We start from the raw sequence: 14,180 nt of genomic DNA, 5'->3' as shown, positions 1-14,180 counted from the left end.
GGATAAAATCCATGAGTTTGACTTTTTGCAACGTCCATTTCACGCAGGCTCCCGAACGGGTCGTCTACGTGTCAGGGGCTCTAATGAAGAACCTCAAGCTGTCGGGGAAGAAGTCGGTTCATCTCAGATTGGGGGGAGAACGGGTTCCCGCCGCTGTCAAACGCATCAACAAAGCCGGAAAACACCTGTATCTGGCTAACGGAGTACGCAAGGGCATCAAAATTCCCAAGCCAGGTGGCGTATACCTTCGCAGTCTTCAAGAGGGAGAGGTGCAGATCGGCCCGCTGATCGGCGTTCTGTCCGACGGGCCTACCTCGTCGCAGACGAATCCGTTCGGTTCACGGACCGGCTTCATTAAGCAGCTTCTCCGACAAGGCAGCCGCATCTCGTACATCTTTGCCTTCACCCCAAGGGATATCAACTGGGAGGACGAAACGGTGAACGGCTACTTCCTGAATGAATCCGGGCGTTTCATCCGCAAGCGTGTGCCGCTTCCTGATGTGGTATATAATCGATTGCCCAGCCGCCGGGCCGAAACGACCAATCCGATTAACCAATTAAGAGAACGATTTGTAAGGCGGAGAATTCCTTTCTTCAATTGGAGCTTCTTTAATAAATCCGATATTTACCGACTGCTGGAGAAAGATCCCACTGTAGGCCGTTATGTGCCTGAGTCCATTATGAGTCCCTCCTCGGAGCAAATTAAGGAAATGCTGGAACAGCACTCGCTGATTTATTATAAGCCGAATAGTGGAAGTCTCGGCAATGGGATCTACCGCTTATCCTATATTCCCAAGAGCGGATATTATGCCAGATACCGAAAAAATGGGCGCAATGCCTTGCTCCGCTTCTCGTCCTTCGCAAGTCTGATGAGGACGCTGCAAGCCCGCCATGGCCGCTCGCTGCGGGGATATGTCGCCCAGCAAGGCATCCGGCTCATCGAGATTGACGGCTGCCCGATCGACTTCCGCTTCCATATGCACAAGAACGGCAGGAATCAGTGGGCTGTCGTCGGAATCGGCGCGAAGAAGGCAGGCAAAGGCAGTGTAACCACGCACCTGAAGAACGGGGGGTCCCTGCTGACACCGGAGCAGGCCCTAAGCCGAACCTTCGGCAGCCGTGCCGACGAAGTGCTTCGTAATGCCAAGGCGATCGCCATTACACTGGCCGAGTCCATCGAGTCCCATCAGCAGCATTTAATCGGAGAAATTGGCTTCGATATCGGGATCGATCGGGAAGAGCGAATCTGGATGTTTGAAGCCAATGCCAAGCCAGGCCGCTCGATCTTCAAGCATCCGTCCTTGCGGGCAGAGGGCAAAGCCTCCGTGGAACATATTCTTGAACATTGCCTCTATTTGAGCAAATTTCGGAGGAGGGATGGCTCATGAGCACTCTGCTCCTGAGCGAGAAGAAGCCTATCGTCGCCGTGCTGACGGTGGATGACGAGGCCAAGCAATTTCGTGGAAATCGTGCCAATTTCAGAGATCTCGTCAAGACTGGTCAGGAGTTGGATTGCCCCGTTTATGTCGTGACGGCCAAAGATCTGAAGCTCAGTGCCAAGAGAGTGCAGGGCTATTTGTTCCACCCCGAGGATAAGTCATGGCGGAAGCATTGGCTTCCCTTGCCTGATGTTGTCTACAACCGGATTCCGCTTAGGGAGGATGAGAGAAGACCAGAGGTCCGCCGGAAGATTGACGAAGTCATCCGGCACGATTCCATCCATCTGTTCAACCCGTTCTTCTTCAACAAGCGCCGCTTGTTTGAGTGGCTGAAGAAGAACAAGACGACCAAATCACTTGTTCCCGGGACCCGAAAAATGCTAGGTCCCAAAACGCTGTCAGCCATGCTTCAGCAATATAGCAGCCTGTACCTGAAGCCGGAAAGCGGCAAAGCAGGCAAAGGAATTATGCTCGTCCGGCTGGACGAAGGCGAACCCAAGCCTTATCGGTTGACCATTCAAGGGGAAAAACGGAAAAATATCGTATACAAAACCGCCAAGCTCCGCTTGCTCTGGAAACGAATCAAGGCAGAAACCGGCAGAACGCCTTATATCATGCAAGAGGGCATTGAGTTAGCCTCCTTCCAGGGTCGTCATTTCGATCTTCGTGTATTGGTCCAGAAGACAGGCAAGGGGGTCTGGATGGTGACGGGAACAGGGGCCCGGCTTGCCGGCCCCAAACGCATTACGACCCACGTGCCACAAGGAGGTAGTATTGAAGATCCAGAGAAATTGCTGACTACGGTCTTCGGCTCTGAAATGAATCAATTTCTGCTCGGCCGCGTCAAATCGAATGCGGTCCTCATCGCCAAGCAAATCGAGAAGGAGTCCGGATTTTTGCTTGGGGAAATGTCTATGGACCTTGGCGTCGATACGGATGGACGGTTGTGGTTCTTTGAAGCTAATGCCAAGCCAATGAAATTCGATGAGCCGCATATTCGCAAAAAATCATTGGAGCGCATCGTTCAATACAGCCAGTTCTTGGCCCGCCAACCGAAAGTGAGAACGTGAGCCTGTGACCTGTAAATGAAGGTAAAGGCCCATCCCAGCAAAGAAGGTGATCTTGTTGTCACAACCCGTTCTGGGCATCTTGACCTTGTATCTCAATGACAAGAAACAGCTTGAGGAACGGCATATCTATCAGAGGATGATTACGGAGGGGCAGAAGCTTGGTCTGGATATCTTTGTCTTTACTCCAATGGATGTATCCGATCAGAAGAAAATGATATTGGCCCTCATGTATGATCCCAAGCAAAAAAAATGGTATCGACGCTGGCGAAGCTTCCCGCACATGATCTTTGACCGTTGCCGAATTCAACGCAGCAAGCGGTTCGATCAACTGCTGAGGTTTCGCGCCAAGTATGGACATTTAAATTTCCTTAACCGTCCGCTTCGCAACAAGTGGACCATCTATCAAACCTTGGCCCGTCGAGCCCGCTTCCGTCCTCATCTGCCGGATACCGTGCTGTTTGAGACCAGCAGCGATGTATTTGGACTCTTGAAGAAGCACTCCACCATCTATGTAAAGCCGATTAACGGCACGGGAGGACGCGGCATTTTGCGAGTAGAGCAACTGAACCGGGAACGCTTCCTGATTCAGGGGCGACGGCAGAACCGCCGGATTGTCTCTCCCCGCAAAATTCATAAATCTCAGCTAGGCGTCTTTCTGCTCGGGTGGAAGGGAAACCAAGGGCGCTTCCTTGCCCAGCAAGGTATTCAGATTATGCTGCCCAGCGGCAGAGTTCACGACTACCGTATGCTGGTTCAAAAGAACGGCCAAGGCAAGTGGGAGGTAACGGGCTGCGCGGGCCGGGTTGGTCCCCCGCGCAGCGTAACCTCCAACCTCCACGGTGGAGGGCATGCCGTAGCCATGAACACGCTACTCACGCAATGGATTGATGGCGAGGAACGTCGCCAGGAAATCCGCCGCAGTGCAGAGAAGTTAAGTCTGGAGATCGCAGCCGATCTGGAAAATACCTTCGGCGCACTCTGCGAGCTTGCGCTGGACCTTGCCATCAACAAGCAGGGCCAAATTTATTTACTAGAGGTGAATCCGAAGCCAGCACGGGAAGTATTCAACCGATCAGGCGATCCGGAGGTATACCGCCGGGCCATCGTCAAGCCGCTGGAGTATGCGTTATGGATGCATAAGCAAAAAGCCGCCCTCTCCTCTTAAGGAGAAAGCGGCTTTTTGCTTTGTACTTCAGAGAGCCACTAAGGTGTTGGCTGTTCACCCTTTAGATAGACCGGCTCGGATTGATTCCCGGCGTAATCCTCCATGATCACGTAGACGGTAGTCGCGGTTGAATTAAAGCTTAAGGAAGCCTTCGTTGTTCTTCCGCGAATGATGCGATCTCGGTTGCCAACGTTATAGGTGGTTGGGAACGATCTTAGCACTCCGTCCTCGTACACGTATAAGTACCTCCAGTCCCGTGTTTCCGGCATAGGCAGGTTCAACCTGTTGCCATCCCAGGACCAGGCTTCAGCATATGGCTCAACCACCTTATCGATGAAATTGCCACTTACCGAGACAGGTGTCCCGCTTGCGGACGATAAAGTGACCACATAGTCGTCCCCATTTGTCGGCATACCATTGAACAGGACGGAAGCTTCTCCGGCCGGAGCCGTTGCTTGTTCGGAGACTGGCTGAGGAGTCGTGATCCAGTACAGCGATTTTACACTCACTGTGATATCCGTGCTGCCTGATGAAGCTGGAGTCCAGGACACCTCCAGTTCGCCATTCTCACGGGATTCCACCTGAATATCCGTTGGTGAAGCATTCAGATCGAAAGGAATTTCCGCAGCCGTTCCCTCTCGTCCATCAGCTCCTACAGGAACCACCTTAACTACCCCAGCGCGGGCAGGCAATTGCTTAATATAGAAAAGTTCATCATATTTGCCGCCAACATAAACGTCGTTAACATATACATTATATTGCTTCACGTTGTCATAGTTGGTATCCATCTGCCAGCTAACAACCATTTCCTCGGTATCCGGGTACGCTGCGGCAATCCGGGCTCCTGCCGGGGCCGATGGCGTCAATGCCGAGCCGTCATAGATGCGGATTTGTCCGATATTCATCTGGTAATTCGCGATGGCGTCTGCACCCGGGTCAAATACAAGTCCAAAGGCTGCGATGGCTTGACCCGCGTAAGCGCTCAAATCCAACTCTGCATGAACCCAACCGTCCGTTTGACTACCGCTGCCCTCTATGGGGATTTCCACCACGGCATCAGGCTGATCGGCAAAAATCAATCCAATCTTCATTGTCGAATCATCATCAGGCGTCACCTTGTTGTAGGTAATAGAGAGCTTGGAGGAAGCATTGACGTCCAGAGCCGTCTTATACAATCTCAAGAAATTGGGAGCATTTAAGTGTCCGTTAACTACAAGAGAGCTGCCCCCCCGGTAAGCGCCAATCTGCTCATAATCAAACCGCGTAGTCGTTCCGATGTTGTATTCAGGCCCATAATCAAAATCAACGGCGAGCTTGTTGCCTTCGGTATCCTGCCACCACTGCCAGGTCACCGGAACATCCTGCAAGCTCATGTTGGACCACTCTGCTTCATTGGAGATTTGACCATCCACAAAGTAGCTTAAACCATGGCCGGTATTAAAATTGGTATAGAAATTTGACTCTCCGATGACCGAACGCTCCGCAATCGCCGAGGCGATGCCCGGCCAATAGCGGTTATCGGCATAAACGTCGGAGGCAGTATTGGTGGACGAGACGCCTGTGTTCGTTGGATCGGCGTTAGGACCGGACCACCATAATTGCTCGCGCACCTTCGTCATCCACTGGTAATCATTCTCCGCACGATGCTTCACCGGCCAGGACAAGCCCATATCCTCATCCAGCCCCGCATGCACAAAGTCTGCGCCTAATGTAGCCAGGCTAAGCTGCAGCAGGCCGTTGCTATCCAGCTTGTTGCGCAGCGCCGAGCCCTGCACACTCTTGAAGCGGTCCCGCCCAGCCTCAAGACCGGCAAAGCCGACATCAAAGATATTAAAGCTTGTACCATAATTTTGATTCAGATTGTTCAGATAATTTTTGGCCCCATTAATTTGGGAGCTTCCCATGCCGTAGTCGAAGAAATAGGATTGGGATACCTGCTTGCCATCATTTTTGTCATACAAAAACGAGATATTGTTATCATTGAAGGTTCTGGCGAACGTGTTGGCCCCGTTAGCCGTATTCAAGGAATCGTACCATTGCACATACAAACCACCCTGCTGCAATGTCTTCATAAACCCTAAGTAATCGGGAATATCAGCTACAGCCACATTAGGGCCTTGTTCCTCTTGGTTCACAAAGTAACCATCATATCCGTAGTATTCCGCCATTTCAATCAGCTTCTCAGCTACCGGATAATTGCCGTCCTCGTCCTTAACGAGCATTTGCTTGTAGGTTTGCTGACCACGGTCATTGTTAGAGAAGAAGATGCCTGCCAGAGAAAGTACACCGTTCTTATGTGCTGCATCTGTATAGGTTGGATTAGGAATGTTGAGTATGCCGAATTCAAACCATTTCTGCTGCCAATCCTTCTGTGCCAGTTCATCGTAATACTCGGGTGGCGTGTAGGCCGTTGCTGTGCCATGCCAATAGGAGAAATAATCAACGTATTGCCAGAAATTAAAATGATATTGGGCAAACTTATTGGTGTATGGTGCATTTTCGATGAAGGCATTCCCATAATCGCCCGATACATTAATCATTTGTGTATCCGGATTCAGGTTGGGATTGGCTTGTGTTGGAGCAAACGCACTAATTCGAGGCTGCAACGGTACGCGCGACCGGAGCCATTCCCCGTCACGGTCTGTTTCCGGACTCCAACGAAGGATTTGACCGCTCGTGTAGCCATGAACGCTAGGCTGATTGCTTCCATGAGCGCTGTCTCCTTCAAACGGCCAAGTATCTCCCGCCTGCGCGGCCGACGGAAATACGGCTACGAGCAGTCCCGCTGCCAAAATCATCGATGTTATTTTTGAAGCCGTTCTCCTTCTTTTCTGCATGTCCCATCAACTCCTCTATTCATGTATGCTGCCATTCCCTTGTCAGGGAATATTTCCTGCCCCAGACACCTCCCTGTAATTGATTTCTATACCAATCTATCCCATGGAAGCCCTTTCAAATAGAGGAGAAAATAAAGATATCAGGGATAAACTAAAGAAACAAGCCAGGAAAATCGGCTTGTTTCAAGTCATTGCTCTTCAGCTTCATCAAATAAGGGCAGCAATTCATCGAATCGTTCAATCAGAATATCGGCTCCTGCCAACTCCTGCCCATCTCCAAACCCGGCATAAGCACAGCCAATCACAACCTGCCCGTTTTGTTTACCGGCCTCAACATCAGAGGAACGGTCTCCAACCATCCAGGCCTTCGACACGCCATGATGGTCCAGCAGCAGCCGAACCAGCTCCACCTTCGTCTTCGTTTCATATTGGCCTGCACTGTAAAGCCCTTCAAACAACGGGAGAATCCGGTGAGTATCCGCCACTCCTCTCACATAATGCTCCAGTCCATTGCTGGCAACGAACAGCCTTACACCTCTACTGTGAAGTGTCTCCAAGGTCTCTGGCACGCCGGCATATAATTCAGTGACCTGACCCTTGAGCCCTTCCAGCTCCAGCTCCAGCAGCAGCTCATCTGCCCGGCGATGCACCTCTTCCCCGTGATTCGGAATCACTCTTCTCCAAATGTCCGGCAACAGCATGCCCAGACTGCTCAAGATCAGCTCCTCCGGAGGCGTCTCCTCGTTATATAACCCCTCTTCGCGCAACCGGGCAAATACCTGATGAAACACAGGGATCAGTAAGGTCTCCGTCTTAAACAAGGTGCCGTCCATATCAAAAATGATCGCATCCGGCCTGGTCAATTTGATACCGTTCTTCTCCATCTCCACATTCCCTTCCATCTCGATATATAGCCCCATGATATGCTAAACCTCCGCTGCTTGTAAACCCATAGACTAGTCAGGCTGGGGCTTGCTCCGTTGGTCCCGGCGGGTCTTAATTTCAGCGAACAACAACAGGGACAGCGGCAGAAGAATCTCGAACGGGACTGCATAAATGCTGTATATGTAGGTGGTCCAATACTGCATTTCCATAATGTTATCGTAAAGCAAATAAGCCAAATAAGCAGTTAGCAGCCCTGTCTGAATAACGACGCTACGGTAACTGTCCAGACTAAATAGCTTGGCTATCCCCTTGCTCGCAGCCATCAGGCATACACTTAACTTCATAAAGACACAGATGACGAATACGATAGATACTGAACCCTCAATTCTTTGAATAAAATTGCCAACATTAATTCGGCCAACTGCCGCATAGGAAGGAAAGTATACATTGTCAATCGTGTAAACACCCAAGACCATAATATTTCTGAGCGTGATGAACAAGATCAGCGCTCCACCAATTAGCAAACTATACAGAAAGATGCCTGTTAAGTTTTTTTTGCCCTTAATCGAGGATATCGCCCCTAGAAAAATAACCGCTTCAGCAAATGGGAAAGAAAACGCCGAAAAGGCTCCTTTCCAGACGCGAGGCCATCCTCGATCCAATATGGGGAGCAGGTTGGAATAATGCAATTTGCCCAATACTAGCAGAAATACAAGCAGCATGGTGACCAGACACATGTTGAGCAGCATTCGGCCGCTCCTTCCCATGGTCTCAATTCCTGCTCGCACAACACCAATCCCCAAGGCCGTGACAAATAACATCGGCACCAGCATCGGGGTCTCCGGCATCGCCTCAGCTTCCATAAACTCGCCAAAATTCCGCAATACCAAAGCCCCTAAATGGAAGGCATACCAAATGTAGATCAGGATGAATGCTTTTCCAATCCATTTGCCTAATACATGCAGAGCAATATCAAACATATTTTGCCCCGGATACAAGGTCAGCACCCGAGCCCATGCCCAATAGATCGGTACGGCAATAGCCATAGCAAGCAGGATGGAAATCCATGAATCCGTCTTGGCTTCGCCAGCCGCCCCAAGTATCATTGTACTACCCATAATATATAAAATCAGGATTGTTCTGGCTTCGCCATGGCTAATCACTTCCTTATCCAATGCATTTCCCTCCCCATGCTAAGATCCAAACACCTGGCTAATCCATTGCTCGATTGGCTTCACCGGACTTGGCAGGTCCAGACCGCTTGCCAACAGGATAGCTATCGTAAATGAGAACATACACATCGCACAGCTCACGTAAAAATCTCTCTTCTTGCCATTTTTATAATTCTGAACCTGATCCACCAAAACAATGACCACATAGGACAAGAGCGTAAACAGGACCATTAATCATCCTCCTCAATCAGAATCGGCTTAATAGAGGAAGCCGTATTCTTAATGTCCACTTTGGCTTCTACAGCGACTTTGAGTTGCGAAAATCTCTCGTCCCAATCATGCTCCAGGCTCTTCCATTGTTGAGGCATGCGCTCATGAATAATCCGGCCAAATCCGAATACATCCTGCTTGTATTTCTGCTGGACGAACTTAATGACTTTGAGCATCTCTTCCTCCATCATCGCTGCAGCTAGACTTTCGATCTTGGCCCGTCCCTTTTTCGTATAGAAATCTACGGTTTGCATTGCCTCATCCACAGCAGTAACGGTATGAGTCTTCACCTGAAGCTGCACCTCTCCATCCACAATGACGGGCTTCACCTTGGTTTTATTACTGAATACTTCCAGGGATATTCCAGGGAATCGATCATAGCCTCCCAGGGCGATCACTCCACCCTGTAGCTCATCTCGCAACAGGAGAACAAATTTGGTTTGCAGATAATCCATTTTTCCTAGCATCCGATCCATGTCGAACACGGCTAATCCATTGATAGAAGCCATTTCTTTTCCATTATTATCCTTGAGATATATCACTGGCAAAATGCTGCTGATGCCCGGCGTATTTATCGTATCCACGAAATCCCACAATTCCATTACGGGAGATGACGAAACATTTTTTTCATTGGTTAAAATTTCTTCAATTTTATAGGATAAAGGGTCTCTGACTTTCTCCTTGGAGTCCAAAATCTCCTTGGCTGTCTTCTCCCCTGATATCAGAACATGAATATCGGACCGGGTTTCCGTGTCCCGAACATACCAATCAATGACCTTGGCCACCCCACTTCGGGCAATCTCTTCACTCATGATCAGTGATTTGGCATGGGCCCAATACAATTTCGTCCCCGATTCAGTAATCATGTGCCGCACGATATCAAAGACGGTATAACCGGTTCGGGTAATCAGTTGCGAGCCGGTATGCATGCTATCATTTCCACCGATCGGATCCACAATTTCCACCGTGAGCACAATCTTATCATCGTCTCCCTTATCGATGGCAATACCAGCCACAGTGGATAATTTATCGACTTCACTATAATTCCAGCAACCGGTCGACGATAAGAGTAAGGCAAAGCACAAGAATTTTAAAGGAATTTTATTCCAATTTTTCATATTCTTCTTCCGCCTATCTTGAGACTTTTTTAATCCGTTGCCTGGCTTGGGATAAGGGGGCCTTCAAGCTGGTTTGCCACCAGGGCATACGGAATACCGTATCCCTGATATCCTCTTCCTTAAACGAGCCTGCGGTTAGCATATAGGGAACCCCGAAGCTGTGTAGACTCATTAGATGAATGATTAAGCCAATCATCCCGAATAAGTAGCCATAAATTCCTAGAAATGACGATAACGAAAGCAAAAGAAATCGCGAAAAAATCGAAGCGGCCTTCATCTTAATATTCAGCAAGGTCGTAATCCCCGTGAAGCCGACCACAATGACCATGGGAGCACTGACTACCCGGGCATCTACAGCGGCTTGTCCCAATACGAGAGCGCCTACGATACTGACCGCTTGCCCGATCGAAGTAGGTATTCTAGTCCCCGCCTCTCGCAAAATCTCAAACACAATCAGCATCATAAAGCATTCGACAACCGTAGGGAGCGGTACGGCTAGTCTGGCAGCAGCAATGCTAAGCAGCAATGCTGTAGGCATCATCTCCTGATTATAGGTGACCAGCGAAATATAGATCGCCGGGATGCTGATCGCCAGAAATTCACCCAAGAAGCGAATAATTCGGTTAAATGAAGCAAAGAAATAGTTGCTGTAATAGTCCTCGCTAACCTGGAAATATTCTACGAATAGAAACGGAATGGTGAGCGTAAAGGGGCTGCCGTCTACAAGGATGGCGATACGGCCCTCCAAAATTTTACCTGCCACGGCATCCGGTCTTTCTGTATTCCCAACGGTTTCGTAAAGAGAGAGAGGGGTATCCCGAATCATTTCCTGAAGTTGACCGGAATCCAGAATCGCCTCAATATCCAGGCCTTCCAGCCGCTTGATAAGCTGCTTTAAGATTTTAGGCGATACGACACTCTCCACATAACAAAGACAAATTCTTGTATTTGTTGTCTTGCCAAGCTCCATGAATTTGAATTTGAGGTCAGCGCTGTTTACCCTCCGCCGAACCATTGACAGATTTACGGTCAGCGATTCGGTGAATGACTCCCGTGGTCCCAATACAGCCTTCTCCGTTCCAGGGTCGGAGATGCTGCGGGATTGCCAGCCCTGGGTCCCGATAATGAGCGCTTTGGCCTGTCCTTCAAGCAGCAGTAGAGTCTCCCCGTATAATAACGAGTTAAGGATATGATCCATTTCGTCTGAGAAATGCAGATCGCCAGCGTCTATAAGCCAATCCGTGATAATTTCCATAAAAGAATGGCCGTCGTCGTCTTCTACGGGTTGATAGCTAAGCACGGGTCTGAGGATGTTATTGCTTAATGTATCGTGGCTTACCATGCCATCGATATAAATAACGCAGCCGTATAACGAGGACAAGGATGGGTGGCGGAAATGACGAATCTTCACCGTATCATCGCCGGCAAACATACGCTTGAACAAAGCTATATTCTGCTCTACGGATTCATAAAGCCTTTCCTTATCCCACAATTTTCTCATCCTTTCTTCTCATTCATCTGCTTATGTTATGTCCAAAATAGTTAAAATCATGTTATGACCTCATATTTTCTGTACTTTTCCACATCCTAAGGGTGCATCTTGAAATCTATCTTAAGGAGGAGAATATGAATAACCAACCCCTTGAAGCCCTAATTGATGTGTTATCACACAGTGCAGATATCATCCATAAGCCGATACAAATTCTGGGGCACCCCGGAGTTCTCATATATATCCCCACGATTACTGACAGCATTGCGATTCATGAATATATACTCTCACCACTGCAAGCCGAAGCGGGAAAGGATTGGGATGACTTTGCCGCCAGGCTTGCGGCTGGAACCGCATTTTCTTTGCCTTATACCGAGACCCTGTCTCATACTGAAGCGGCTGATCACGTCGTATTTGGCAAGCCGGTACTCTTCATTGAGGGAAATCCTGCCTTCTATTGCTTTGAGGAAGCAACGCAATATCAGAAGAGAGCCGTTACAGAGTCGCAAAGTGAAGTGGTGATTATAGGACCACAGGAGGCATTCATCGAGAACATCGGGACCAACTTGGCATTGTTGCGCCACAAGCTCAAGCATCCTGACTTGAAAGTTCGACAGCTGGTCATCGGGGAATATACCAAGTCCATCACCTGTATTGTTTATGTTGAAGGTCTGGCTTCTCAGGATCTTATTGAGCAAACGGAGCGCAAGCTGGCCTCCATCTCCGCCAAGGGGGTATTTGGTGCCAGCTATTTAAGTGAAAGCCTGAATACCAGCTTTACGTTGTTTCCCTTGTTCCAATTCACAGAACGGCCTGACGCCGTTGCTGCTTCCTTGCTTGAAGGACGCATCGCCATTATGGTGGAGGGCACACCCAGTGTCATGATGGCTCCCATGAGCATGATCTCCTTGCTACAATCATCTGAGGACTATTATCAAAATTATTATGCAGCAAGTTGGATTCGTCTCGTGCGATTTTCCTTTGCCCTGATCGCCTTGCTCATGCCTTCTCTGTATATCGCCATCACGACGTTTCATCCACAAATCATTCCATCGAACCTGCTGATCACCATCGCTTCGGCTCGTGAAAATATCCCATTCTCGGCCTTAGCCGAGGCGTTTGTGATGGAACTGACCTTCGAGGCGCTGAGAGAGGCCGGTACCCGTATTCCTAAGCCTGTTGGACAAACTGTGTCCATCATCGGCGGGATTGTCATTGGTCAAGCGGCGGTTCAAGCGGGCATCGTCTCCGCCCCTATGGTGATTGTAGTCTCGATAACAGGCATCGCTTCGTTCATTATTCCCCACATCCAATTGGGGCTAGTGCTGCGTCTTCTGCGGTTTCCTTTAATGATTCTGGGGGGAACGATGGGCCTGATCGGCGTATTCGCCGGGACTTTCCTTATTTATGCGCATGTTGTATCACTCAAATCATTCAATACGCCATATATGGAGCCGCTGGCACCGTTGATTATTTCCGAGTGGAAGGACACCTTCTTTCGTTTTCCGTTTCCGACAAGAGCTACGGAGAACCTTCCCTTTAATCCAAAACGCAATCCTAAAGGAGCCGGAAAATGACAAAATGGTTGCGATGCAGCCTCATCCTGTCGCTACTTGTTTCCTGCACAGGATGCTGGTCCAAAATTGAGCTGGATGAATGGGTGTTTGTGTACGGTATTTTCATCGATGTGGGGGATCAGCCCGGAACGTTAAAAGTCTCTATTAGCACCCCCCTGCCCAATCATCTTAACAATGGACAGCAAAGCGGAGGTAACACCCCTAGCGACAAGCCTTACGCCTTGACCAGCAAAACGGCAGATACGATTCCTGACGCCTTGCAGAAAATTCAGGAGGACATGACCCGAAGACTGAATCTGTCGGAGATCCGCGTTATTGTGATAGGTAAAAAGTTCGCTTCCTTAGGCATTACTGACTTGCTGGAGTGGATTAAACGGGAATCATCCGTTTCTATGGGAGCCTTTATGTTAATCGCCGACAATATCAGCGATATTGCTCAGTTAACCCCCGTTTATGAGCAAGCGCCAACGCAAGTACTCACAAGCTTCGCCTCGGAGAGACATATGATGAACACTACAGCCAAAGACTGCCTCATCTCTAATGCTGCCGGCTTTGGTTTTCCACTCACTTACTTATATTCTGAACCCATTCCTTCTGAGGAACAGCCAGAGAAAATGTTGCATTGGGCAGGGATCAGGGGAGCTGCGCTATTCAATAAAGAGAAAATGAAAGGCAGCCTGAAGATTGAAGAAGGCACGGCCTTGGCCTGGGCATACGGACGGTTGCAAAATCCCATTTATTCTATCGTCTGGGATGGTGAGAAGAGCCGGGCCAGTGTCCTCTTCACCCAAGCTACATCCGGATATGAAGCAAAGCTTGAAGACGGACGCCCTGTATTTACTATTCACATTAGGGGCAGAGCCAGCGTAAGCAAAGTCCGGGATATTAAAAACCGGGATTCCGTGCATCTCAGTGCTGTATTGATTGAAAGGCTTAACGAGAGGATTGGTAGCGAAGTAGAAAGAGCGCTACGGGCCACGCAGCTCGCCTCCACAGATGTGCTGCGGCTAGGCGAATTGCTGGAATGGAAATACCCTTCCTATTGGCAAGCCAATGGTGAGGATTGGGAGAAAATCTATAAAGAAGGGACAACAATAAAGATTATTACCGATTTTAAAATCAATGATTTCGGGAAGCAAACTCAGGATTCATAAGAAA

Annotated in this window: 11 protein-coding genes; 5 read left to right on the top strand and 6 right to left on the bottom strand. The window is 49.2% G+C overall.

Going from position 1 to position 14,180, the window contains the following annotated elements; translation table 11 throughout:
* The first annotated feature begins 11 nt into the window (after window positions 1-11).
* From C557_RS0118505 to C557_RS0118495, 3 genes are read left to right on the top strand one after another with little or no spacing between them, the layout of a single operon-like run.
* The gene (locus tag C557_RS0118505; protein WP_018753377.1) at window positions 12-1,388 is read left to right on the top strand and encodes a YheC/YheD family endospore coat-associated protein; all 1,377 of its coding nucleotides are present in this window, start codon (window positions 12-14) and stop codon (window positions 1,386-1,388) included.
* On the top strand, window positions 1,385-2,509 hold the full coding sequence (locus tag C557_RS0118500; RefSeq protein WP_018753376.1) for a YheC/YheD family endospore coat-associated protein: 1,125 nt from the start codon (window positions 1,385-1,387) through the stop codon (window positions 2,507-2,509). The genes C557_RS0118505 and C557_RS0118500 overlap by 4 nt, the downstream gene beginning before the upstream one ends.
* Before the next feature lie 55 nt (window positions 2,510-2,564).
* Entirely contained in the window at window positions 2,565-3,674 is a 1,110-nt protein-coding gene (locus tag C557_RS0118495; RefSeq protein ID WP_018753375.1) for a YheC/YheD family endospore coat-associated protein, read from the top strand.
* Window positions 3,675-3,712: 38 nt separating this feature from the next.
* Here the strand turns inward: C557_RS0118495 and C557_RS0118490 are convergent, their stop codons facing one another.
* From C557_RS0118490 to C557_RS0118465, 6 genes are all read right to left on the bottom strand, one after another.
* On the bottom strand, window positions 3,713-6,511 hold the full coding sequence (locus C557_RS0118490; protein WP_026263566.1) for an endo-beta-N-acetylglucosaminidase: 2,799 nt from the start codon (window positions 6,509-6,511) through the stop codon (window positions 3,713-3,715).
* 188 nt (window positions 6,512-6,699) lie between these two features.
* Entirely contained in the window at window positions 6,700-7,431 is a 732-nt protein-coding gene (locus C557_RS0118485) for an HAD family hydrolase (RefSeq protein WP_018753373.1), read from the bottom strand.
* A gap of 36 nt (window positions 7,432-7,467) precedes the next feature.
* Window positions 7,468-8,571, bottom strand: coding sequence for a GerAB/ArcD/ProY family transporter (locus C557_RS0118480; RefSeq protein WP_018753372.1), 1,104 nt, complete (start codon window positions 8,569-8,571; stop codon window positions 7,468-7,470).
* Between the two features lie 18 nt (window positions 8,572-8,589).
* On the bottom strand, window positions 8,590-8,799 hold the full coding sequence (locus tag C557_RS0118475; RefSeq protein ID WP_018753371.1) for a hypothetical protein: 210 nt from the start codon (window positions 8,797-8,799) through the stop codon (window positions 8,590-8,592).
* A complete protein-coding gene (locus tag C557_RS0118470; RefSeq protein ID WP_018753370.1) occupies window positions 8,799-9,956 on the bottom strand; it encodes a Ger(x)C family spore germination protein in 1,158 nt (385 codons plus the stop codon). The genes C557_RS0118475 and C557_RS0118470 overlap by 1 nt, the downstream gene beginning before the upstream one ends.
* A 13-nt stretch (window positions 9,957-9,969) precedes the next feature.
* Window positions 9,970-11,457: a spore germination protein gene (locus C557_RS0118465; RefSeq protein WP_040677303.1), complete on the bottom strand. Its 1,488-nt coding sequence runs from the start codon at window positions 11,455-11,457 to the stop codon at window positions 9,970-9,972.
* 125 nt (window positions 11,458-11,582) lie between these two features.
* Between C557_RS0118465 and C557_RS0118460 the strand changes: the two genes are divergently transcribed.
* Together C557_RS0118460 and C557_RS23770 are read left to right on the top strand one after the other, a co-directional pair.
* The gene (locus C557_RS0118460; protein ID WP_018753368.1) at window positions 11,583-13,022 is read left to right on the top strand and encodes a spore germination protein; all 1,440 of its coding nucleotides are present in this window, start codon (window positions 11,583-11,585) and stop codon (window positions 13,020-13,022) included.
* Window positions 13,019-14,176 carry a Ger(x)C family spore germination protein gene (locus C557_RS23770; RefSeq protein WP_018753367.1) on the top strand — a complete coding sequence of 386 codons (1,158 nt, stop codon included), beginning with the start codon at window positions 13,019-13,021 and terminating at the stop codon, window positions 14,174-14,176. The genes C557_RS0118460 and C557_RS23770 overlap by 4 nt, the downstream gene beginning before the upstream one ends.
* The last annotated feature ends 4 nt before the right edge of the window (window positions 14,177-14,180 follow it).

The sequence above is a fragment of the Paenibacillus sanguinis 2301083 = DSM 16941 genome, from assembly GCF_000374825.1.
GTDB classification, from domain to species: Bacteria; Bacillota; Bacilli; order Paenibacillales; family Paenibacillaceae; genus Fontibacillus; species Fontibacillus sanguinis.
The sequence above is the reverse complement of the archived record's forward strand: the minus strand, read 5'-3'. Positions and strand labels throughout refer to the sequence as shown.